This is a genomic window from Fusobacterium sp. FSA-380-WT-3A (assembly GCF_012843705.1).
Lineage (GTDB): Bacteria > Fusobacteriota > Fusobacteriia > Fusobacteriales > Fusobacteriaceae > Fusobacterium_B.
On the sequence record NZ_JABAFQ010000004.1, the window covers coordinates 76,404 to 98,052 of the forward strand.

The 21,649-nt window shown below is 23.5% G+C and carries 24 protein-coding genes; 23 read left to right on the forward strand and 1 reads right to left on the reverse strand.

Annotation, left to right across the window (positions count from 1 at the left end):
• Positions 1-21 precede the first annotated feature (21 nt).
• From HF862_RS04275 to HF862_RS04285, 3 genes are all read left to right on the forward strand, one after another.
• Positions 22-1,017: a glycosyltransferase family 8 protein gene (locus HF862_RS04275; RefSeq protein WP_170186690.1), complete on the forward strand. Its 996-nt coding sequence runs from the start codon at positions 22-24 to the stop codon at positions 1,015-1,017.
• A 238-nt stretch (positions 1,018-1,255) separates the two neighbouring features.
• Positions 1,256-1,429 (forward strand): hypothetical protein, encoded by a 174-nt coding sequence (locus HF862_RS10170; RefSeq protein ID WP_370456846.1) that lies wholly within the window; start codon positions 1,256-1,258, stop codon positions 1,427-1,429.
• Between the two features lie 26 nt (positions 1,430-1,455).
• Positions 1,456-2,730 (forward strand): O-antigen ligase, encoded by a 1,275-nt coding sequence (locus HF862_RS04285; RefSeq protein WP_170186691.1) that lies wholly within the window; start codon positions 1,456-1,458, stop codon positions 2,728-2,730.
• A gap of 114 nt (positions 2,731-2,844) precedes the next feature.
• On the opposite strand, the gene HF862_RS04290 is transcribed toward HF862_RS04285, so the two are convergent.
• Entirely contained in the window at positions 2,845-3,279 is a 435-nt protein-coding gene (locus HF862_RS04290; protein ID WP_170186692.1) for a helix-turn-helix domain-containing protein, read from the reverse strand.
• Between the two features lie 139 nt (positions 3,280-3,418).
• Between HF862_RS04290 and HF862_RS04295 the strand changes: the two genes are divergently transcribed.
• From HF862_RS04295 to HF862_RS04390, 20 genes are all read left to right on the forward strand, one after another.
• Positions 3,419-4,171, forward strand: coding sequence for a hypothetical protein (locus HF862_RS04295; RefSeq protein ID WP_170186693.1), 753 nt, complete (start codon positions 3,419-3,421; stop codon positions 4,169-4,171).
• Positions 4,152-4,763 (forward strand): DUF6475 domain-containing protein, encoded by a 612-nt coding sequence (locus HF862_RS04300; RefSeq protein WP_170186694.1) that lies wholly within the window; start codon positions 4,152-4,154, stop codon positions 4,761-4,763. Before HF862_RS04295 ends, HF862_RS04300 begins: the two co-directional genes overlap by 20 nt.
• A gap of 8 nt (positions 4,764-4,771) precedes the next feature.
• A complete protein-coding gene (locus tag HF862_RS04305) occupies positions 4,772-5,026 on the forward strand; it encodes a hypothetical protein (protein ID WP_170186695.1) in 255 nt (84 codons plus the stop codon).
• Between the two features lie 103 nt (positions 5,027-5,129).
• A complete protein-coding gene (locus tag HF862_RS04310) occupies positions 5,130-5,441 on the forward strand; it encodes a hypothetical protein (protein ID WP_170186696.1) in 312 nt (103 codons plus the stop codon).
• A gap of 19 nt (positions 5,442-5,460) precedes the next feature.
• On the forward strand, positions 5,461-5,622 hold the full coding sequence (locus HF862_RS04315) for a hypothetical protein (protein ID WP_170186697.1): 162 nt from the start codon (positions 5,461-5,463) through the stop codon (positions 5,620-5,622).
• Positions 5,619-5,900: a hypothetical protein gene (locus HF862_RS04320; protein ID WP_170186698.1), complete on the forward strand. Its 282-nt coding sequence runs from the start codon at positions 5,619-5,621 to the stop codon at positions 5,898-5,900. Before HF862_RS04315 ends, HF862_RS04320 begins: the two co-directional genes overlap by 4 nt.
• Before the next feature lie 150 nt (positions 5,901-6,050).
• Positions 6,051-7,334, forward strand: coding sequence for an exopolysaccharide biosynthesis polyprenyl glycosylphosphotransferase (locus HF862_RS04325; RefSeq protein WP_170186699.1), 1,284 nt, complete (start codon positions 6,051-6,053; stop codon positions 7,332-7,334).
• Between the two features lie 60 nt (positions 7,335-7,394).
• Positions 7,395-8,708 carry a nucleotide sugar dehydrogenase gene (locus HF862_RS04330; RefSeq protein ID WP_206039006.1) on the forward strand — a complete coding sequence of 438 codons (1,314 nt, stop codon included), beginning with the start codon at positions 7,395-7,397 and terminating at the stop codon, positions 8,706-8,708.
• A 9-nt stretch (positions 8,709-8,717) separates the two neighbouring features.
• A complete protein-coding gene (locus HF862_RS04335; protein WP_170186700.1) occupies positions 8,718-9,899 on the forward strand; it encodes a DegT/DnrJ/EryC1/StrS aminotransferase family protein in 1,182 nt (393 codons plus the stop codon).
• A gap of 11 nt (positions 9,900-9,910) precedes the next feature.
• Positions 9,911-11,116, forward strand: a complete 1,206-nt coding sequence (locus tag HF862_RS04340; protein ID WP_170186701.1) for a glycosyltransferase family 4 protein — start codon at positions 9,911-9,913, stop codon at positions 11,114-11,116.
• A 26-nt stretch (positions 11,117-11,142) separates the two neighbouring features.
• Positions 11,143-12,285: a glycosyltransferase gene (locus HF862_RS04345; RefSeq protein WP_170186702.1), complete on the forward strand. Its 1,143-nt coding sequence runs from the start codon at positions 11,143-11,145 to the stop codon at positions 12,283-12,285.
• A gap of 1 nt (position 12,286) precedes the next feature.
• Complete coding sequence (gene wecB / locus HF862_RS04350) at positions 12,287-13,360, forward strand: non-hydrolyzing UDP-N-acetylglucosamine 2-epimerase (RefSeq protein WP_170186703.1); 1,074 nt, start codon at positions 12,287-12,289, stop codon at positions 13,358-13,360.
• A gap of 8 nt (positions 13,361-13,368) precedes the next feature.
• Entirely contained in the window at positions 13,369-14,094 is a 726-nt protein-coding gene (locus HF862_RS04355) for a hypothetical protein (RefSeq protein ID WP_170186704.1), read from the forward strand.
• Positions 14,095-15,030 (forward strand): UDP-3-O-(3-hydroxymyristoyl)glucosamine N-acyltransferase, encoded by a 936-nt coding sequence (locus HF862_RS04360; protein ID WP_170186705.1) that lies wholly within the window; start codon positions 14,095-14,097, stop codon positions 15,028-15,030.
• A gap of 11 nt (positions 15,031-15,041) precedes the next feature.
• On the forward strand, positions 15,042-15,938 hold the full coding sequence (locus HF862_RS04365; RefSeq protein WP_170186706.1) for a DapH/DapD/GlmU-related protein: 897 nt from the start codon (positions 15,042-15,044) through the stop codon (positions 15,936-15,938).
• Between the two features lie 5 nt (positions 15,939-15,943).
• On the forward strand, positions 15,944-17,041 hold the full coding sequence (locus HF862_RS04370) for a Gfo/Idh/MocA family protein (RefSeq protein ID WP_170186707.1): 1,098 nt from the start codon (positions 15,944-15,946) through the stop codon (positions 17,039-17,041).
• Between the two features lie 62 nt (positions 17,042-17,103).
• Positions 17,104-18,009 (forward strand): glycosyltransferase, encoded by a 906-nt coding sequence (locus tag HF862_RS04375; RefSeq protein ID WP_170186708.1) that lies wholly within the window; start codon positions 17,104-17,106, stop codon positions 18,007-18,009.
• Positions 18,006-19,280, forward strand: a complete 1,275-nt coding sequence (locus tag HF862_RS04380) for an NAD(P)/FAD-dependent oxidoreductase (protein WP_170186709.1) — start codon at positions 18,006-18,008, stop codon at positions 19,278-19,280. Before HF862_RS04375 ends, HF862_RS04380 begins: the two co-directional genes overlap by 4 nt.
• A 47-nt stretch (positions 19,281-19,327) precedes the next feature.
• Positions 19,328-20,242: a glycosyltransferase gene (locus tag HF862_RS04385; RefSeq protein ID WP_170186710.1), complete on the forward strand. Its 915-nt coding sequence runs from the start codon at positions 19,328-19,330 to the stop codon at positions 20,240-20,242.
• On the forward strand, positions 20,235-21,647 hold the full coding sequence (locus tag HF862_RS04390) for an oligosaccharide flippase family protein (protein WP_170186711.1): 1,413 nt from the start codon (positions 20,235-20,237) through the stop codon (positions 21,645-21,647). Before HF862_RS04385 ends, HF862_RS04390 begins: the two co-directional genes overlap by 8 nt.
• The last annotated feature ends 2 nt before the right edge of the window (positions 21,648-21,649 follow it).

Genomic DNA, 21,649 nt, shown 5'->3' on the forward strand with positions numbered 1-21,649 from the left:
AATAAAATACAGGGAGAAAAGATGAAAAATATTATACCAATATTCCATTGTTTTGATAATAATTATGTAATTCCAGCAGCAGTAGCTTTTTATTCTTTATTAGAAAATTCAAATAAAGAATATTATTATGAATTAATAGTTGCTCATAATAATATTACAGAAGAAAATCAAGAAAAATTAAAAAAGAATATAGAAAAATTTGAAAATGGTAAAATAAAATTTATAAAAATAGATGATTTTAATCTAGAATGGGAAAAAATGGGAATAAAAGGACATTATTCTAAAGAGGTACTTTATAAGTTAAGAATACCGAGTATTTTAAAGGAATATGATAAGGTAATAGTAGCAGATGTTAATGTTTTATATTTATCAGATATATCAAAAGATTTTATAGAATATATTTCTGATGAAGAAAACTATTTAGCAGGAATTTGTGGAGTAGAAAAAATAAGCTATATAAAAAAAGATTATGAGAAAGATTTTTCAAAAGAAGAAATAGAAAAATTAGTTATAGGTGGGGGATATTTTTTTGCTAATTTAAAGAAGATGAGAGAAGATAATATTGAGGAAAAATTTAGAAAAAGTTTGATAGAAAATTCGTCTAGAATAAGACAAGCAGAACAAGATATATTAAATTTAGTATGTTTTCCTAAAATAAAAAAATTACCTTTAAGAAATATGGTTTGTACTTATATTTATGATTTATATGATAGAAATAATATTATTTCAGAAGTGAATTACAATAAAAAGGAGATAGAAGAAGCATATGATTTACCAGTACAACTACATTATGCTACTTCAACTAAGCCTTGGAATAATTTAAAATGTACGAAGTCAGAAATATGGTTTTCGTATCTTTCAAAAACAAATTTTTTGAAAGAATTCTTATGGCAACTAGAGGAAAAAATTCATCCAACATATGGTGGGGGAGTAGTTAAAAAACTTTTTAAAATATTTTTGCCTATTACATCAAAAAGAAAAATTATAATAACAATTGAAAAATTTAAAAAGAGGTAAAATATGTTAAAAGAATTATCAATTATAGTAGCTGTATATAATATAGAAAAATATATTGAAGAAGAAATTTTAGAAAAAATATAGAATTAAGTATGTATATTTAGATAAAATAAATAAATATAAAAATGATACTTTTATAGAATCTTGGTCTTTTATAAGAGAAAAAAATGAAATTAAAACAATAGAGGCTAGTTTAAATAGTATTTTACCTATAGAAGGTCTAACAAGAATATACATTATTGGAAATAATTACCATTTTCCATATATAAAAAATTGGCGAAATAAAATAGAAGAAGAACAGATAGGGTTAAATGGTTGGATAAGTCAAAATGAAGAACTTATCAATAAAAAAATACCAAGAGATATGTTAAATGAAAATAAAATTTTAGAGATTTATAAAAAATTTAGATAAAATATATAATTTTTGGAGAAGTAACAATGCAGCAATTTAAACAAGAAATCACATTAGAAAAAGTGACAGAGTATATACTATATTTATATTTAATATGCCTTTGTTTTTCAAAAGGGGTAATTAATGGAGCTGGGGGATTATTTGTATTTACATCAGGAGCATTAATTTATAAATTACCAAATAGAAAAGAGTTTTTTAAGAAATATAAATATGAATTGGTATTTACAGGAATATTTATGTTAGGAGCTTTTTTAGAGATGTTGTCAGTAGATGGAGTAGGGAAATCTTATAAGTTTTTTTATAAAAACTTTTATTTTCTTATGATACCTGGACTACTATATTTCTTTGAAAAAGAGGAAATAAGAAAAAGAGCTTTCTATTTAATAATTTTTAGTTTATTTATAGGAATAATAGAAAGTTTTAGACAATTTAAAGTGATATATGGAATGAAATATCAATCTTGGATAAGAGTAGAAAGTTTTTTTGATATTGGAAGATGGGGTTCTACATTACAAATGGTATTACTTTTAATATTGCCATCACTACGAAAAAAAATATTTTTAATTCCGATATTTATTCTTGGATTAATTAGCCTTATACTTAATAATTCAAGAGGACCATGGATATCATTTTTTTCTTGTGTAATTATATATTTAGGATATTTATTATTCTATAAAAAACAAATTAAATTAGTATTAGGAATGGGTGCTTTATTAATAGGATTATTAATAGGAGCTTATAATTTAAAACCACAGTTCTTTGAAAAATTTACTTCTAGAATAGAAACTATTGGAGAAACAGAAGAAAATTATTCTAATTTAGGTAGATTATTCATGTGGAAAGAAAATATATTATTTATGAAAGATAGTATAAAAGATAATAAAAAAGCTTTTTATTTTGGAATTGGAGTAGAAAATGAAGATACTTTTGGAGAGTATGTATCAAATAAAGAGAGTTATAAAAAAGCAAATAGATATTTAAAAAGAGCAATTTCTTTTACAGATGCTCATAATATGTATATTCATACATTTGTAAGAAAAGGTATAATATATGGAGTATTATTCTGGGGATATATGATATACTATTGTTTAAGAAAATTAAAAGAAAGATTATGGTTAGAAGATGAATTTATATTAGGAAGTCTTTTAAGTACATTATCATTCTTTATTTGTGGAATTTTCTATAGTAATATTTTTACATTTGATACCTTTATATTCTTTACAATTTTCCTATTTGGTGTAAATTATAAATATCAATTATTTGAGTATAAAGAGCAAAATAAGAAAAAGATTTTATATTGATTTTTTTCTAAAAATAATTTATTATATAAATACCTATTAGGTACTGTTTGATTGGTTTAAAATAAGTTCAGATAAAAGCTCTCAAGAAATTGAGAGCTTTTATTTTATAATTTTTTACCTTTTTAAAATTTTATTATAAGCTTCTAATACTTCCATATCTAAATTACAAAGTTTTTTTACAATATCTTCTATTACTTTAAATTTTTCATCTTCCATATCTCCCAATATAGAGAAAAGTTCAGCAAATCTTCTATCTTTTTTAGGATTAGAATCAATATGAAAATCTGTTATTTTTCTTTTGATATTACTAAGTCCCAAAAGATAATTTAAGTCAATATTAAAATAATTAGCATAGGCAATTAAATGCTTATTATCAGGGACAACACTTCCATTTTCCCATCTTGATATCATAGCTTTATTTACAGTAAGTCCATATTCTTTTGAAAAAATCTCACAAAGTTCTTCCATTGTTATTTTTTTCTCTCCATTTTTACTAGGTTTTCTAAGCTCTTTTAATCTATCTCCAAATTCAAATTTTTTCTCTTTCATAAAAATACCTCCATAGACTTAATAAACTAATATTAACATTTTTTATCGTAAAAAGCAACTATTTTTTTGATTGCTATTGACAATAATTTTATATTAGAGTAAAATTTGTTATCATAAAAGATAAAAAGGAGGAAATGTTATGAAAGAATCAATAAAAAAATTGCTTATAACTGGGAATTATTTTGCAATTAACAAAGATTTAGTTAGGGAACTTGGGATTGAAAAGGCTTTTTTGCTTACAGTTTTTGTAGAAGCAAGTGAAATTTTAGCTGATAAAGAGGGTTGGTTTTATCAAACTATTCCAACCATTGAACATCTTACAGGGTTTTCTTTATACAGGCAAGCAGGATTTATAGATGAACTTATAAAGCTTGGTTATTTGGAACAAGAAAATAGAGGTGTTCCAAAGAAAAGATTTTTTAAAATCAATATTCAAAAAATTAAAGAAATTATACTTAAAAATCTTGAGGAATGTACATTAAGAAACTTGACTATTGATAGTCAAGAAACTCTAGTTAATAAAGAAATAAATATAAATAAAAAATATAAAGAAAATAATATAAATAATAATATATGTGAAAAAATTCAAAATGAAGAGGGGATATCTGAAAAATTAAAAGCAAAATTAATAGATTTTGTAGAGTATAGAAAAGAGATAAAAAAGGGAATTAAGACCTATAGAGTAATATCTATGATGATAAATCAAATTGGGAGCAAGTTTCAAAATGAAGAACATTTAATAATGAGCATTGATGATAGTATTGCCAACCAATATCAAGGAGTTTTTCCTGTGAGAACACATAATCAAAAACTTCCTCCAAAGGAAAGTTACAACACAAGACGACTTAGGGAGCTAGAAGAGGAGGAGAGAAATGCAAGAAAAAATATTTAGGCAGGGAATATATCTGATTGAACTTATTACAGGAAAATATTTTTCAGAGGAGCAGGCAAAGGTTTATAAAACTCTTTTGGATGATATAAGTGAGGATAAATTTATACAGGGGATAAATAATATGCTTAGAGAAAGGGTATTTTCTAATTTGCCTATGCCAGCAGAGATTCGTGATTATTGTTTGGGATTGAAAGAGGAGGATATAGCTGTAAAAATTGCTTTGGCAAAGAAAAATATTCAAAAGGCTTTGGGGCAAGTTGGAACATACAATGATGTAGTTTTTGATGACCCTGTAATTCATCTGTGTATTCAAGCTTTTGGAGGTTGGATAGCTCTAGGAAAAAAGCCTATTAAAGAGTATGAAGAGTGGCTTAAATGGGATTTTCCAAAACTTTATAAAAGTTTTTCCTCTCGTAAAAATCAAGATATACCTTTGGTTTTAGAGGGAAAAGGGGATAAGGATTTTAAAACTCTTGAATATATGGGAGATAAAAATAGATGCTTAAAGTGGTGTGAAGAATACAAAGCTAAAAAACAATTGGAAAATAAATCTGTAAAAGAGTTAAACTTAAAATTTAAAATGGATGTATAGGGGGAAATATGGATTTTAATTTTATGACAGACAGAGAAATTATTGAGGAAGCTAGACCAAAAGAGTATTCAGAAGAAGTGATTATAAAAGATGCTTTAAAAAAACTTGGAGAACTTTCCACTATGAATGATATTCAAAAATATTTTAAAATGAGTAGAAGCCATATTTACAGAGGGATAGATGAAAGAAAAATTTTAACTTTTAAAACAGGAAAAAAAGTTTTGATTATGACAAAGACCATATTAAATCTTTTAAGAAAATAAAAAAAGTTGTCTCTGATTGTATCTCATTGTGTCTGATTGATTTGGGAAAATAAAAAAAATATGTTATCATAAAGTATAACAAAAAACAAAAGGAGGGATGCAAATGTCAATGACAGTAGCAGAAGCAAAAATCGTAGTACAAGAATCACTAGACAAATTAAAGGAGTCTATAAAAAGAGAGGTGAATTATAACAAAGAGTTAGCAGACGACAAACTTACTTTAAAAACTTTGGAACAGATGAAGTTAGATGGAGAACCATTACCAGAAGGATGTCCTTATATATCTTATGATGAGTGGATTGAACAAATTAACAAAGAGATAAAATCTGGAGAAAATTCTATAGCTAGAATTGGAAAAGAGAAAGCAGAGATAATGGCCTTTGAATACTATATTTCCAATGGACCTGTAGAATAAAAATTAATGAGGAAATATTATGAGTAATTTAATAATGGGATTTATGAAAAAGTTTTTTACTACAAAGGTAATAGAAAATATAGTGGCCACTCTTTTAAAAGATTTGGTAAGAAGGACAGATAGCAAGATAGATGATAAAATCTATAATATAGTTTTTGGGAAAATATCTTCTAATAAATGATGGCTATGGAAGTAGAAACTATAAGATTTGTGATTATGTCAATGGCTACAGCTTTTAGTATTTATAAATATTTTGAAAGGGAGCTAAAGACCAAAGCTGATAAAAAAGATATTGATAATGTACTTAAAGAGGTGGAGAAAAAAGTTGATAAAATCTTGTATGATAAAGAGTTGGATTTTATAAAAAAATCTATCCAAGAAAATTCTGTTAACTTAGCCAGTAAATTAGAAGAGGTAAAGGAGGATATGAAAATAATAAAAGAATATTTATTGAAATAGAAAGGGATTTAAGAGGAGCAAAGATGCTCCTCTTTTTTATGTGAAATATAATTTGACGAAGTTTAACACCACAATAATTTTAGTTGAAAATAAAAAGAGAATGTAGTATAATTATTAAACGAGAAAAACAGAAGTAGTGGGGTAGAAATTATGAAGCATTTTCTAAATGTAAAGGTCAGAACAATATACTTTATTGTTTTATTATTAGTATATTCAGGACTGTTTGAAATTTTTAATATTACTGAAAATATAATTTCAGGATTAGTATTTTTAATTATATTTTTAATGTATTATTTATTTGATATTTCTAATTTTAATTCCTATAAAGTAAATAGTAAAAAAGTAATCCTTTCTGTAATAATAAATGGATTAGGATTTATTTTTATGTTGTTAGTAAAGAGAGATAAAAAACTTATCTTTGTTTTTCTTTTGTATACAGTAATCCAAATTTTAAGCAAATATTTACTTTCGTTTTTAAGTAGAAAAACTAGTAGAGTGTTAATTCTTGGTTATGATGCACCAACAGAAAAAATAATAAATATTTTAAAAGAAAATAAAAATAAATATAACTATATTGGATATATTCATGAAAATATAGAAACTTTAGATAATTATTTAGGAAAAGTAGAAGATATAGAAAGTATAGTTAAGGAAAAAGGAATAAATGAAATAATTTTTACAAGTAGAAAACAAGTAAAAAATTATGCTGATATAGTTATGAATCTTAAATTGAAAGGAACAAAAGTCATAGATTATCTTTCTTTCCTTGAAGAAGAAGAGGGGAAAGTTGATGTAGATAAAATTGATAGCCTTTGGGTATTAATGGGTGGAGGATTTACATCTTTTAATGATAGTATGCAAAGAAGAATAAAGAGGGCTTTTGATATTATTGTTTCTGTAATTTTATTGATAGTTTCTTTTCCTTTTATGTTAATAACTTTTATTTTAGTAAAAACAGATGGGGGACCTGCTCTTTTCAAACAGAAAAGAATAGGGATGAATGGACATGAATTTGAAATTATTAAATTTAGAAGTATGAAAGTGCATGACCCAAATAAATTTTCTAAATATGCTAGTGAAAATGATGATAGAATAACAAAAATAGGACATTTTATAAGAAAAACTAGATTAGATGAATTACCACAACTTATAAATGTTTTTAAAGGTGAGATGTCCTTTGTAGGACCAAGACCAGAATGGAATGAATTAGGTCATGAATATGAGAAAAAAATAAAAAATTATAATCTAAGATATGTAGTAAGACCTGGAATAACAGGTTGGGCTCAAACAATGTATTTTTATAGCTCTACATTAGAAGAAGTAAAAGAAAAATTAGAGTATGATTTATATTATATAAAACATCAAGATATAATTCTTGATATAATTATATTATTTAAAACTGTAAAAATTGTAATTTTTGGAAAGGGAAGATAAAAAAATAAAAATAAATATGTTCATTAAAAGTAGAAATAAGAAAATATAGGAGATGAAATTATGTTACAAGATTTAATTGAAAAAAAAGAAAAATTAGCAGTAGTGGGATTAGGATATGTAGGATTACCTCTTGCTATCACATTTGCTGAAAAAGGGATTAATGTGATAGGTTTTGACGTAAATGAAGAAAAAATAAATAAATATTTAGAAGGTTTAGATCCCACAAATGAAGTTGGAGATGAGAGAGTAAAGAATTGTCCAAATATAGAATTTACTTCTGATGAAAAGAAATTAAGTGAAGCAAAATTTATAATAGTGGCAGTTCCAACTCCTGTATTAGATAATAAAATGCCAGATTTAAGACCACTTGAAGGTTCTTCTACAATAATTGGAAGAAATTTATCAAAAGGAACAATAGTTGTATATGAGTCAACAGTTTATCCAGGAGCAACAGAGGAAGTTTGTCTACCAATATTAGAAAAAGAATCAGGATTAAAATGTGGATATGATTTTAAAATAGGATACTCTCCAGAAAGGATAAATCCAGCTGATAAGAAAAATACTCTTACTAAAATTATGAAAATTACATCAGGAATGGATAAAGAAAGTTCAGAGATAATAGCAGATGTATATAGGTATATAATAGAAGCAGGAATTCACAAGGCTTCATCAATAAAAGTGGCTGAAGCAGCAAAAGTTATAGAAAACTCTCAAAGAGATATAAATATAGCTTTTGTAAATGAACTTGCTTTAATTTTTGATATAATAGGAATAGATACACTAGAAGTATTAGAGGCAGCAGGAACAAAATGGAATTTTTTACCATATAGACCAGGATTAGTTGGAGGACATTGTATAGGGGTAGACCCATATTATTTAGCTAATAAAGCAGCAGAAGTAGGATATCATGCTCAAGTAATTTTGGCAGGAAGAAGAATAAATGATGGAATGGCAAAATTTGTGGCTGAAAAAACAGTAAAAAAACTTATTGCTAATAATATTAGAGTAAAAGGTGCTGATGTATTAGTAATGGGATTAACTTTTAAAGAAAATTGTCCAGATTTAAGAAATTCAAAAGTAGCTGATATTGTAAGTGAATTAAAAGAATATGGAATAAATGTTCATGTAGTTGACCCAATGGCAGATAAATTAGAAGCTCAAAAAGAATATGGAATCATATTAGAAGATGAAGACCATGTAAAAAATATGGATGGAATAATTGTAGCAGTAGGACATAAAGAATATAGAGAGATGAAATTAGAAAAGTTTAGAAAATATTTTAATCCTGTTTATTCTAATCCATTGCTTATAGATGTAAAATCATTGTATAATAAAGAGTTAGCTGAAAAAGAATATGACTACTGGAGATTATAGGAGGTTATTATGAATATACCATTATTAAATTTAAAAAAACAATACAAATATTTAAAAAAAGATATTGAAGCTAAGATATCAGAAATTTTAGAAAGTGGAGCATATATAAATGGTCCTAATACAAAAGAACTAGAAAAAAGATTAGCTGATTATTTAGGAGTCAAACATGTAATAGGGATAGCAAATGGAACAGATGCTTTAATAATAGCTTTAAAATCTCTTGGAATAAAAAAGGGAGATGAGGTTATAACTACACCATTTACATTTTTTGCTACAGCAGAAGCAATATCAGTAGTAGGTGCAACTCCTGTATTTATAGATGTTAGATTAGAAGATTTTAATATAGATGTTGATAAAATTGAAAAAGCTATAACAGAAAAAACAAAAGCTATATTACCAGTTCATATATTTGGAACTCCTGTAGAAATGGATAAAATAATGGAGATTGCAAAAAAATATAATCTTTATGTAATAGAAGATGCTTGCCAAGCTATAGGGGCTAAGTATAAAGATAAAATGGTTGGAAGTATTGGAGATTTAGCTTGTTTTTCATTTTTCCCAACGAAAAATCTTGGAACTTATGGTGATGGTGGATTAATAACAACAAACAATGATGAATTAGCTACAGTATGTAGAGCTATAAAAGCTCATGGTAGTGGAGAAAATGGAGAGAAAGCTTATAATATTTTAAATGGAATAGAAGCAACAGTAGAAGAAGATAAAAATTCTGATGATACAGTTTATAATCCTAAAAAATATTATAACTATTTAATAGGGCATAACTCAAGATTAGATGAAATTCATGCAGGAATTTTAAATGTAAAATTAAATTATTTAGATAAATGGAATAATAAAAGAATAGAAAATGCTAAATATTTTGATGAAAAGTTAAAAGATACAGATTTCACTTTGATGAAATTAGATAAAAATAATAAAAATGTATATCATATGTATATATTACAAAGTGAAAATAGAGAAGAAATAACTAAAAAACTTTCTGATAATGGAATAGGTTATGGAGTATATTATCCTGTACCATTACATCTTCAAAAAGCATATAAAGATTTAGGATATAAAGAGGGAGATTTACCAAATGCAGATTATCTTTCTAAAAGAACATTTGCAATACCAATAGACCCTGAATTAACAGAAGAAGAAAAAGAATATATATTAAATATATTAAAAAAATAAAGGAATATAAAATGAAAAATATTTGGATTATTAATCAACATGCATATCCTCCTGGTACAAGTAATTGGAGAAGACATTATGATTTAAGTAAAGAATTAATAAAATATGGTTATAATATAAATATAATATGTGGAAGTTTTGTCCATGATAAGAGAACCCAGATTTTAAAAAGAAATGAAAAATTTAGACTAGAGGAATACGATGGAATAAAATATCATATTTTAAAAGGAATGAGTTATTCTAATTCTATAATAAGAATAATCTCAATGATAGAGTTTATGTTAAGAGTATTTTTTTATGAAAAAAATATACAAGAAAAACCAGAAGTTATTTATTCATCTTGTCCACATCCTTTTAATGGATTAACAGGCTTAAAATTATCAAAAAAATATAGAGCAAAATTTTTATTAGAAATAAGAGATTTATGGCCAGAAACCTGGGTAGCAATGGGTGCTATGACAGAAAAAAATATAATTTATAAAATATTTGAATACATAGAGAAATTATTATATAGAAAAGCAGATAAAATTATAGGTTTGATGCCAGGAATAGAAGCTATTTCTCAAAAAAATATTAGTCCTAATAAAATAGAATGGATATCTAATGGAGTTGATTTAGAAGAATTTGATAAAAATTATTTAAAAGAGCCAAAATATAAATTTTCAAAAGAAAAATATAATATTTTGTATACAGGAAGTATAGGAATAGCAAATGCTTTAGAAGAACTTTTTGAAGTAGCTAAAGAATTAGAAGACACAAATATAGAATTTCATTTTGTAGGAGATGGACCTTTAAAAGAAAAGTATATAAAAAAATGCTTCAATGAGAAAATAAATAATGTAAAATTTTATAGTTCTGTTAAAAAAAATGAGGTTCCATCGTTATTAAAAGAAGCTGATTTACTAATAATTCCAATAAAAAAAAGCTCTTTATATAAATATGGACTAAGCCCTAATAAACTTTTTGAATATTTAGTTTCGAGAAAACCTATATTAATTTCAACTGATACTAAATATAATATAATAGATGATGCAAAATGTGGAATAGTTGTAGAGCCAGAAAATATAATGGAGATAAAAAAAGGAATATTAAAATTAAAAAATCTATCTAAAAATGAGCAAAGAAATTTAGGTTTTAATGGAAGAAAATATGGAGAAGAGAATTTTTCAATAACAAAGTTAGGAGAAAAATTGTATAATATCATAAAAATATTATAAATATTTTTGAATAGAAAGGTAAAAAAATGAAAAAAATAAAAATGATACTAGGAAATAGTTTTAAAAGTGATATCAGAGTATTAAAAGAAGCTAGAACATTGGTAAAAAATGGATATGATGTAGAAGTTTTAGCTTGGGATAGAGAAAATGAACTATTGAATAAAGAAAAAGAAGAAATAGAAGGAATAAAGATTAAAAGATTTTATCCTAAAGCAAAATATGGAACAGGAAAAAAGCAAATTTTTGCATTTATAAAGTTTGTATTAGAAGTAAAAAAATATCTAAAAAATGAAGAATTTCATTATTTGCATTGTCACGATTTAGATGGATTAATAGTTGGATACTTTTGTAAAAGTAAAGACAATAAATTAATTTATGATTCACATGAATTTTTTGCAGGATATAAGTCACTAAAAATAAATAAAAAAGTTTATTTATTAGAAAAGATATTATTAAGAAAAGTAAATCAAGTGATAAGTGTTTCGGATTCTATTTGTTGTGAGCTTCAAAAAATGTATAAATTAGCAAAAAAACCAATCTTAATAAGAAATATTCCATATTATTATAAAATTGATGAAAAAAATAACTTATTAAGAGAAGAATTTAATATATCACAAGAAAAAAAAATTCTCTTGTTTCAGGGAGTTTTTCTTGAAAAAAGAGGAATAGAAAATTTGATATTGATGTTAACTAAATTACCCAAAGATTTTATTTTGATATTAATTGGAAAAGGAAAATTAAAAGAAAAACTTTTAAAATTAATTGAAGAAAATAAATTAGAAAATAGGATTTATTTTAAAGAATTTATAAAAAATGAGGATCTTTTAAAATATACTAATTCAGCAGATTTAGCTATATATCTGTTACCATTATTATCATTAAATTCATATCATTGTTTACCTAATAAATTATTTGAATATATACAAGGAGAAATTCCAGTTTTATTTAGTAATTATCCTAATATAAAAGAAATTATTGAAAAATATAATGTGGGTTTAACAGTTGACTTTAATGATAAAAGAATAGTAGATAAAGTAGAAGAAATATTTTGTGAAAAATTTTATAAAAGTTATATAAAAAATATAAAAATAGCAAAAAAAGAATTATGCTGGGAAATTGAAGAAAAAAAATTAGTAGATTTATATAATAAATTAAATAAAGAGGTATAAAATGAAGATAGTAACAATAGTTGGGGCGAGGCCACAATTTATAAAGGCATCAATTGTTAGTCAAAAGTTAAAAGAAAAAGGAATAGAAGAAATATATATTCATACAGGACAACATTATGATGAAAATATGTCAGATATTTTTTTTGAAGAATTAAATATAGATAAACCAAAATATAATTTACATGTAGGTTCTGGATTACATGGGGAACAGACAGGAAAAATGATAATAGAAATAGAAAAAGTATTATTACAAGAAAAACCAGAAGGAGTTTTATTATATGGAGATACTAACTCTACTTTAGCTGGAGCAATAGCAACTTCAAAATTACATATTCCTATATTTCATGTAGAAGGTGGAGAAAGAAATCATGATAAGTCTATACCAGAAGAAATAAACAGAATTTTAACAGATCATGTATCAGAAATAATTTTTACTCCTACTATTGAAGGAATAAAAGAATTAGAAAGAGAAGGATTAGTACAAAAAGGAAAAAATTCTGGAGATGTAATGTTGGATAGATTATTAGAAAATATAAAAGATTATTGTCTTACAGAAAAATTAGAGAAATATTCTTTAAAAGAAGAAGAATATTATTTAATGACTTTACATAGGCCTACTAATACTGATAAAAAAGAAAGAATTTTTAATATATTATCAATAATAGATTCTTTAGATAAAAAAATTGTTTTTCCAATACATCCAAGAAGTAAAAATCTTTTGAAAAAATATGAAATAGATATAAGAGATTTTAAAAATATAATTTTTGTAGATCCTGTCAGTTATAATGAAATGATGACACTAGTAAAATATTCTTCAGGTGTCTTAACAGATTCAGGTGGTTTACAGAAAGAAGCTTGTTTTTTAGGAAAAAAATGTATAACAATATTTGATCATACACCATGGAGACAATTAGAAAAATTAGGATTTATATATGTATGGAGAGATTTAGATAGAGATACTTTAATAGAAAATTTAAAAATAAAAAGAAATACAAAAGAATGTTTAGAATTATTTGGAAATGGAAGAGCTAGTGAAAAAATAGTGAATGATATATATAATTATTTAATAAAGTAGGTAAAAAAATGAAGTTTACACATGAAGCTTATAAAAATTTAATAAATCAATTAAAAGAAAAAAAGTATAATTTCTGTGATTATAAAAATTATTATGATAAAGATAAAGTTGTAATTTTAAGACATGATATTGATACATCATTAGAAAAAGCATTAGAAATAGCAAAAATAGAAAATCAATTAAATGTATCATCTTATTTTTTTGTTTTACTTAGTACAGATTTTTATAATATAAATTCTGAGAAATCTTTAAGAATTCTAAAAGAAATTAGAAATCTTGGTGGAAAAATTGGGTTACATTTTGATGAAAAAAAATATCAAATAAAAACTAAAGAAGACTACATAAAGTATGTTAATTATGAAATTAGTATATTATCAACGATATTAGAGGAAAAAATAGATGTAGTATCTATGCATAGACCGTCAAAAGATTTTTTAGAAATGAATTTGGAAATACCTGATATAATAAATTCTTATCAAAAGAAATTTTTTAATGACTTTAAATATGTTTCAGATTCTAGAATGTTTTGGAGAGAAAATATAGAAGATATTATAGAAAGAAAAAATTATAATAATTTGCATATATTAACTCATCCTTTTTGGTATTCAGAAAATGAAGAGACTATGGAAGAAAAATTGAAAGAATTTTTAAATAAAGCAAAAATTGAAAGATATGAAAGTTTAAATGATAATATACGAGATTTTCAAAGTATAATTCCAAAGGAGAGAATCTAAATGATAAAGAAGTTTGAGTATAATGTTTCAAAATTAGATAAAAGTTATAATTTTTCAATATATAATGCTTCAACAATAGGAAACCCAAAAGATAATACTATAATTTTTTTAAAAAAGAATTCTGAAGAATTATTAAATAAGTTAGTAGGAATAAAAAATTCTCTTTTAATAATTTTAGATGGAATAAATGCTGAAAATTTTAAAAAAAATAATTTAGTAATACATGATAAAAATCCAAGACTTAAATATGCTATTTTATTAACAGAAATTTTGAAAACAAATAAAAAGAAAAATAAAATCTTTTTTAAAGATGGTTATTATTATGGAGAAAATTGTGAATTTGGAGAAAATGTAATAATAGAACCATTTGTAAAAATAGGAAATAATGTGAAAATAGGTGATAATACTATAATTAAATCTGGGGTAAAAATAGGAGATTTTGTAACAATTGGAAATAATTGTTATATAAGAGAAAACTCTGTAATTGGTGGAGAAGGATTTGGGATAGAAACTACTGAGAAAGGAGAAAATATAAGACTTCCACATATAGGTGGCGTGATTATAAAAGATAATGTGGAAATAGGTGCTTTAACAACTGTTTGTTCAGGAACAATAGAAGAAACCTTAGTAGAAGATTATGTGAAAGTAGATGACCATGTTCATATTGCTCATAATGTAAAATTAAGAAAAGGATGTAAAGTTGTTGCAGGTTCCGTAATTGGAGGAAGTACAGAAATTGGTCAAGATGGATGGATTGGAATAAACTCTTCAATAAAAAATGGAATAAAAATAGGAGAAAATGTAACTTTAGGTATGGCTTCTAGAATAGTAAATAATATTAAAAATAATCAAGTATTAACTAATGAAAAAGCTGATACTTTAGAGAATATTATAAAATATACAAAATATAAGAAAAAATTATTAGAAACTTTATAATGGAGAGATATATGAAACTATCTGAATTAAATATAGGAAAAGTTATAAAAGATGGAGAATTTGATTGGTTAGGACTTACTGCAGAAGAATATGGAAATAAAAAAATTTTAACTTTTTTAGCTGATATAAAATATTTTGAAGAAGTAAAAAATAATAATACTATAACTTGTATTATAACAACAGAAGAAATAGCAAATAATATAAAAGATAATAAATATGGTTTAATTATTAGTGAAAATCCCAAAAGAGATTTTTTTGAATTGCATAATAAATTAGTAGATGAAGAGTTTTATTTTAAAAAAGAAAAAAATAATATATCTTCAAAAGCGATAATATCTCCAAGAGCTTCTATAAGAGAATATAATATAAATATAGAAGATGATGTAGTAATAGAGGAAAATGTAGTAATTTATCCAAATGTAACTATAAAAAAAGATAGTATAATAAAGGCTGGAACTATATTAGGAGCAGATGGATTTCAATATTTTAAAAGTGAAAATAATAACATTCAAGTAAAACCTATTGGAAAATTAATTATAGAAGAAGATGTAACAATTCATAATAATTGTGTTATAGATAGAGGAATTTTTGATAAAACAATAATAGATAAAAATACTAAAATTTATAATTTGGTACATATAGCTCATGATTCAAAAATAGAAAAAAATACCTTAATAACAGCAGGGGTTATAGTTTGTGGTAGAGTGAGAATAGGAGAAAATAGTTATTTAGGACCAAATTGTACAATAAAAAATGGATTAAAACTTGGAAAAAATTCCAAAGTAAGTATGGGAGCAGTTGTAACTAAAAATGTGCAAGATAATGAAGTAGTTACAGGAAATTTTGCAATATCTCATCAAAAATTTTTAAAATTATTAAAATATTTATTGGATAAAATAAAGGAGTAATTATAATGTTTAATTTTGTAATTATTGGTTGTGGAAGAATATCACATAAAATAGCAGAGGGAATAGCTTCAAATAAAGAAAAAGTTATTTTAGTTGGATTATGTGATGTAATAGAATCAAAAATGTCGGAAACAGAAAAAACCTATAGAGAAAAATCAGGATATTTAGGAGAAATAAAAAAGTATACTGATTATAAAGAGATGATAAAAAATGAAAAAATAGATGTCGCTATTATTTCTACAGAAAGTGGATATCATGAAGAAATAGGATTATATTGTCTTGAAAATGGTATTAATACTATAATCGAAAAACCATTAGCAATGTCAATAGAAGGAGCTCAAAAATTAGTAGATAAAGCTAAAGAAAAAGGATTAAAATTGGCAGCTAGTCATCAAAATAGATTTAATTATCCAGTACAATTATTAAAGAAAGCTATTGAAGAGAAAAAATTAGGAAGAATTTTTAATGGAGTAGCAAGAATTCTTTGGACTAGAGATGAAAATTATTATTTACAAGCCCCATGGAGAGGAACTTGGGAACTAGATGGTGGAACTTTAATGAATCAATGTATTCATAATATAGATTTATTAAATTGGATGATGGATTCAGAAATAGATACAGTTTATGCTCAAACAGCTAATTATATTAGAAATATAGAAGCAGAAGATTATGGAGTAATAATTATAAGATATAAAAATGGTTGTATAGGAACTATTGAGGGAAGTGCAGTAATTTATCCTAAAAATTTAGAAGAAACTTTAACTATAACTGGTGAAACAGGAACAGTTGTAATAGGTGGAATGGCTGTAAATAAAATTAATACTTGGAGAGTTAAAGGAGATAATGAAGAAGAATTTTTAGGAATTGATAGTGGAGATCCTAATTCTGTTTATGGTTATGGACATAGAGCATTATATAAAGATTTTATAGAAGCTTTAGAAGAAAATAGAGAACCATTAGTAAGTGGTATTCAAGGAATGAGTGCAGTAAAAATAATACTTGCAGCTTATAAGTCACAAAAAATAGGGATGCCAGTTAAATTTGATGAGTTTAGAGAATTTAGAAGTTTAGATATGGAAGATGAAGAGATAAAGGTAAGATAATTATTCTTTATGTTAAAATTATTATATAAATAGATTTTATAGATATAATTTGGAGGAAAAAAGTGAAAATTTTTTTTATGGGATCTAGTCAAATTCATAGATTAGGAAATATAATGAAAAATAAAACTTTTATTGAAATAGAAAATAGTCAAAAAAATAAAATTTTAAAGATAAAAGAAGATATAAAAAAAATATTGAAATCAGATATTATTTATGGAGCATATATAGGAGTTTTAAATAAAAAAAATTTATTGTATTTAATTATTGGAAAATGTTTAAGAAAGAAAGTTATATGTCACTGGATAGGAAGTGATGTATTAGTTGCTTTAAAAAATCCTAAAAAAGCATTATTTATGCAAAGATTTATAGATATGAATTTATCTGGTAGTGAAATTTTAAAAAAAGAATTAGAATCAATAGGAATAAAAAGTATAGAAGAACATATTATTTTAAATGATATTAATTATAAAACTTTAAAAATGCCTGAGGAACATAGTGTTTTAGTTTATTTACCAACAAATAAAGAAGATTTTTATGGGGAAGAATATATAAAAAAATTGTCTAAAGAATTTTTAAAGATAAAATTTTATGTAGTAGCTAATGAAAATAAAGATAAATTTAAAGAATATCCTAATATAATAAACTTAGGAAAAGTTTCTATAGAAGAAATGGAGAAAATTTATAAAAAAATTTCAATTTTAATTAGAATGGTAGAGCATGATGGTTTATCTTTAATGTTAATGGAAGCATTAGCAAAAGGAAAAGAAGTTATTTATTCTTATGATTTTCCATATACATATAAAAGTAATGACTATAAATCTTTAAAAGAAAATTTTGTTAATATTATAAAAAATAAACCAACAGAAAATATAAAAGGAGCAAAATATATAACAGAAAATTTTAAGGTTGAAAATTATATAAATAATTTAATATCTTACTTTAAAGAAGTAAAAGGAGAAAAAAATTGAAAAATTTAGAAGTAAAATATTTAATTTTAGGAGCAGGAATTACAGGATTAGGATTTGGTAATTTTATAAAAGATAAAAATTTTTTGATTTTAGAAAAAGAAAAGGAAATAGGAGGATATTGTAGAACTATATACAGAAAAAAATTTGTTTGGGATTATGCAGGACATTTTTTTCATTTTAAAACTAAAGAGATACAAGAATATTTTAAAGAAAAAATAGATGATTCAGAATTGATTTCAGCAGTAAAAAACACTAAAATTTTTTATAAAAAAAAATTGATAGATTATCCTTTTCAAAAAAATATTCATCAGTTAGAAAAAGAAGAGTTTATAGATTGTTTGTATGATTTATTTAACAAAGAAGAAAAAGAAGAATATAAAAATTTTATAGAAATGTTATATGGAAAATTTGGTAAAAGTATAACAGATAAATTTTTGAAACCTTATAATGAAAAATTATATGCATGTAATTTAGAAAAATTAGATGTAAATGCAATGGGAAGATTCTTTCCATATGCATCTAAAGAAGAAATTATAAAAAATATGAAAGAATCAAAAAATAATTCATACAATGATGTATTTATTTATCCTAAAAAAGGGGCACAATATTTTATAAATATACTAGGAGAAAAAATAAAAGATAATATTTTTTTAAATGAAGAAATTAGAGGTATTGATAGTGAAAATAAAATAGTTACAACAAATAATTACACAATTAAATATGAATATTTAATAAATACAATTCCATTAAATAAATTTATAGAATTAGAAAATAAAGAATTATATATAAAAAATAAAGATATATTTACATACAATAAAGTATTAGTTTTTAATTTAGGATTTGATAAAAAATCATTAAATAATATACATTGGGGATATATTCCAGTAAAAAATATAAATTTTTATAGAATAGGATTTTATAATAATATATTAAATACAGATAAGCTAAGTATGTATATAGAAATAGGATATGCTGGAGATGTTTATATATCAAAAGAAGAAATAAATAAGCAATTAAAAGAAACTTTAAAAAATCTATTAAAATTAAAAATAATTTCGAAAGAACATAAAATAGAAGAATATGAATACATCATAATGGATCCAGCATATGTCCATGTAAATTCAGAAGTAAATAAATTAAAAATAGAATTAAAAAAAGAATATCAAAAGAAAAATATATATACAATAGGAAGATATGGAGATTGGAAATATTGTTCAATGGAAGATTGTTTATTAGATAGTTTTGAATTAAGCAAAAAAATAAATATTTAATAAATAAAATGAGTATTTTTTAGAAAGAAGATTAAAATGGAGAAAATATGGAATTAGATGTAAGTATAATAGTAATAAGTTATAATTCTGAAAAAACTATTTTAGAAACATTGGAAAGTATAAAAAAACAAAATTATAAAAATTTTGAATTGATAATAACAGATGATTGTTCCACAGATAAAACTTATGATATTGTAAAATTTTGGGTAAAAAATAATAAATCAAATTTTTTTAAGGTAAAAATAATTCAAACCTTAAAAAATGGAGGTCCAAGTATAAATGCAAATAATGGATTAAAAATAGCTAGAGGTAATTGGATTAAGTTAATAGCAGCTGATGATATTTTACTACCAAATTGTTTAGAAGAAAATATAAAATTTATAAAACAAAATCCAAATATAAGAATTTGTTTTTCTAAAATGGAACTTTTTGGAAAAACAATTAATTTACCACAAGAAAAACCAGAAAATATTCAAAAATTCTATTTACCAGTAAAAGAACAATATGAGAGCTTAAAAGAAGGGTGTTTTATTCCAGCCCCTACTTCTTTTATAAAAAGAGAGATTTTTGAAAAATATGGTTTTTTTGATGAAAAAATTCCTATGGTGGAAGATTGGCCCTATTGGTTAAAAATAACTTCTTTGGGTGAAAAAATTTATTTTTTAAATAAAGTAACTGTAAAATATAGAATAAGTGAAAGTTTAAGTAATACACAAGAAAATTTTATAAATTTAAAAAATTTAAATTCAAAAAAATTGATATATAAATATTATTTAAAAGAAAATATTAATTTTCTTTTAAAATGGCATTACACATTAGAATTTTTTACTTATAATATATTAATTACGATATTTAATAATAAAAAGAATAAAAAAACAATTTTTATAAAAAAATGGATTAATTTATTGGATCCTTATTTTATTATTAAAAAAATAAAAAGTCAAAGGAAAGATTATGAATAAAAAATTGAAGCTTTTTTTAGAAAACTTTCTATTTTATGGTGGACTTTCGATGTTACAGAAAGCTCTTCCTTTTATAACATTACCTATAATTACAAGACTATTAAAAGACCCGACAAGTTATGGAATAGCAGATATGTTTAATCTTATAATTTCTTTTGGGAGTGCTATAGCAGTATTAGGAATATATGATGCTGTATTTAGAGAATTTTTTGAAGATAAAGAAAATAGAGAATATCAAAAAAGAGTAACTGCTACAGGATTAAACATAGTATTAATATCAGGAACTATAATAATGATAAGTATTATATTATGTAGTACTCTTATTAGTAAAATATTGTTTAAAAGTTATCAATATAAAAATCTAGTTATCTTATCAGCGATTGGAATATTAATTTCTACATTAAATAGTTTAATAATAAGTCCTACAAGAATGAGAAATCAAAGAAAAATTTTCTTTATAACAGGAATAACTTTTCCTATATTGGGTTTTATTATAACTTATGTTTTAATAAGATTAGGATATACCTATGAAGCATTAATATATGGAACAATAGGGATGAGTTTAATTTCTCTAATAATTTTTTATATTCTAAATAAAAAAGATTTTTCTCTAAAAATTTTTGATAAAAAAATTGCAAAAGAATTATTTAGAATAGGATTACCTCTTGTACCAACTTTTCTTATATATTGGATATTTCATTCTATGGATAGAGTAATGATAAATAGAATGTTAAATGGAAGCGAATTAGGAATATATTCTGTAGGAGCTAAAGTTTCGTCTGTAAGTCAATTAATCTATACAGCTTTTGCAGGTGGTTGGAGTTATTTTTCATTTTCTACAATGAAAGATAAAAATCAAGTGGAGATAAATTCAAAAGTATTTGAATATTTAGGAATAATAAGTTTTTTTGTATATATATTAGCACAACCATTTATAAAACCAGTATTTAATATTTTTTTTGAAGGAGAATATATAAGAGGACAGGAAGTTTTTTCTTTTTTATTTTTGTCTCCATTAATATTAATGTTATTTCAAACTGTAGGGAACCAAGTTATAATAATAAAAAAATCTTATTTATCAACTTTAAGTTTAATAATTGGAGCAATTTTAAATATAATTTTAAATTTCATTTTTATAAAATCTCATGGAATTTTTGGAGCAGCATTTTCTACATTAAACAGTTATATGGTTTCAGTTGTTATAATGTGTATTGTATGTTATAAGAATAAATTATTTGTAATTTCAAAAAGATTTTTAAGTGTAGTAATTTTATTATTAATTGGAATATATTTAAATTTCTTTTTTAAAGAATGTGTATATTATAAAATAGTATATACAATAGATTTTATTTTAATTGTGATACTTTATTTTAAAGATTTAAAATTATTATTAAAAAGTAGGTAGAA

What these genes read in the sequence shown, in the direction of transcription:
- HF862_RS04300 (WP_170186694.1), top strand. Translation starts at nt 4,152, where the DNA reads ATGCAAGAAAAAATATTTAGGCAGGGAATATATCTGATTGAACTTATT.
- HF862_RS04390 (WP_170186711.1), top strand. Translation starts at nt 20,235, where the DNA reads ATGAATAAAAAATTGAAGCTTTTTTTAGAAAACTTTCTATTTTATGGT.
- HF862_RS04330 (WP_206039006.1), top strand. Translation starts at nt 7,395, where the DNA reads ATGTTACAAGATTTAATTGAAAAAAAAGAAAAATTAGCAGTAGTGGGA.
- HF862_RS04365 (WP_170186706.1), top strand. Translation starts at nt 15,042, where the DNA reads ATGAAACTATCTGAATTAAATATAGGAAAAGTTATAAAAGATGGAGAA.
- HF862_RS04290 (WP_170186692.1), bottom strand. Translation starts at nt 3,279, where the DNA reads ATGAAAGAGAAAAAATTTGAATTTGGAGATAGATTAAAAGAGCTTAGA.
- HF862_RS04370 (WP_170186707.1), top strand. Translation starts at nt 15,944, where the DNA reads ATGTTTAATTTTGTAATTATTGGTTGTGGAAGAATATCACATAAAATA.
- HF862_RS04335 (WP_170186700.1), top strand. Translation starts at nt 8,718, where the DNA reads ATGAATATACCATTATTAAATTTAAAAAAACAATACAAATATTTAAAA.
- HF862_RS04355 (WP_170186704.1), top strand. Translation starts at nt 13,369, where the DNA reads ATGAAGTTTACACATGAAGCTTATAAAAATTTAATAAATCAATTAAAA.
- HF862_RS04295 (WP_170186693.1), top strand. Translation starts at nt 3,419, where the DNA reads ATGAAAGAATCAATAAAAAAATTGCTTATAACTGGGAATTATTTTGCA.
- HF862_RS04345 (WP_170186702.1), top strand. Translation starts at nt 11,143, where the DNA reads ATGAAAAAAATAAAAATGATACTAGGAAATAGTTTTAAAAGTGATATC.
- wecB (WP_170186703.1), top strand. Translation starts at nt 12,287, where the DNA reads ATGAAGATAGTAACAATAGTTGGGGCGAGGCCACAATTTATAAAGGCA.
- HF862_RS04310 (WP_170186696.1), top strand. Translation starts at nt 5,130, where the DNA reads ATGTCAATGACAGTAGCAGAAGCAAAAATCGTAGTACAAGAATCACTA.
- HF862_RS04275 (WP_170186690.1), top strand. Translation starts at nt 22, where the DNA reads ATGAAAAATATTATACCAATATTCCATTGTTTTGATAATAATTATGTA.
- HF862_RS04325 (WP_170186699.1), top strand. Translation starts at nt 6,051, where the DNA reads ATGAAGCATTTTCTAAATGTAAAGGTCAGAACAATATACTTTATTGTT.
- HF862_RS04385 (WP_170186710.1), top strand. Translation starts at nt 19,328, where the DNA reads ATGGAATTAGATGTAAGTATAATAGTAATAAGTTATAATTCTGAAAAA.
- HF862_RS04320 (WP_170186698.1), top strand. Translation starts at nt 5,619, where the DNA reads ATGATGGCTATGGAAGTAGAAACTATAAGATTTGTGATTATGTCAATG.
- HF862_RS04360 (WP_170186705.1), top strand. Translation starts at nt 14,095, where the DNA reads ATGATAAAGAAGTTTGAGTATAATGTTTCAAAATTAGATAAAAGTTAT.
- HF862_RS04305 (WP_170186695.1), top strand. Translation starts at nt 4,772, where the DNA reads ATGGATTTTAATTTTATGACAGACAGAGAAATTATTGAGGAAGCTAGA.
- HF862_RS04285 (WP_170186691.1), top strand. Translation starts at nt 1,456, where the DNA reads ATGCAGCAATTTAAACAAGAAATCACATTAGAAAAAGTGACAGAGTAT.
- HF862_RS04315 (WP_170186697.1), top strand. Translation starts at nt 5,461, where the DNA reads ATGAGTAATTTAATAATGGGATTTATGAAAAAGTTTTTTACTACAAAG.
- HF862_RS04340 (WP_170186701.1), top strand. Translation starts at nt 9,911, where the DNA reads ATGAAAAATATTTGGATTATTAATCAACATGCATATCCTCCTGGTACA.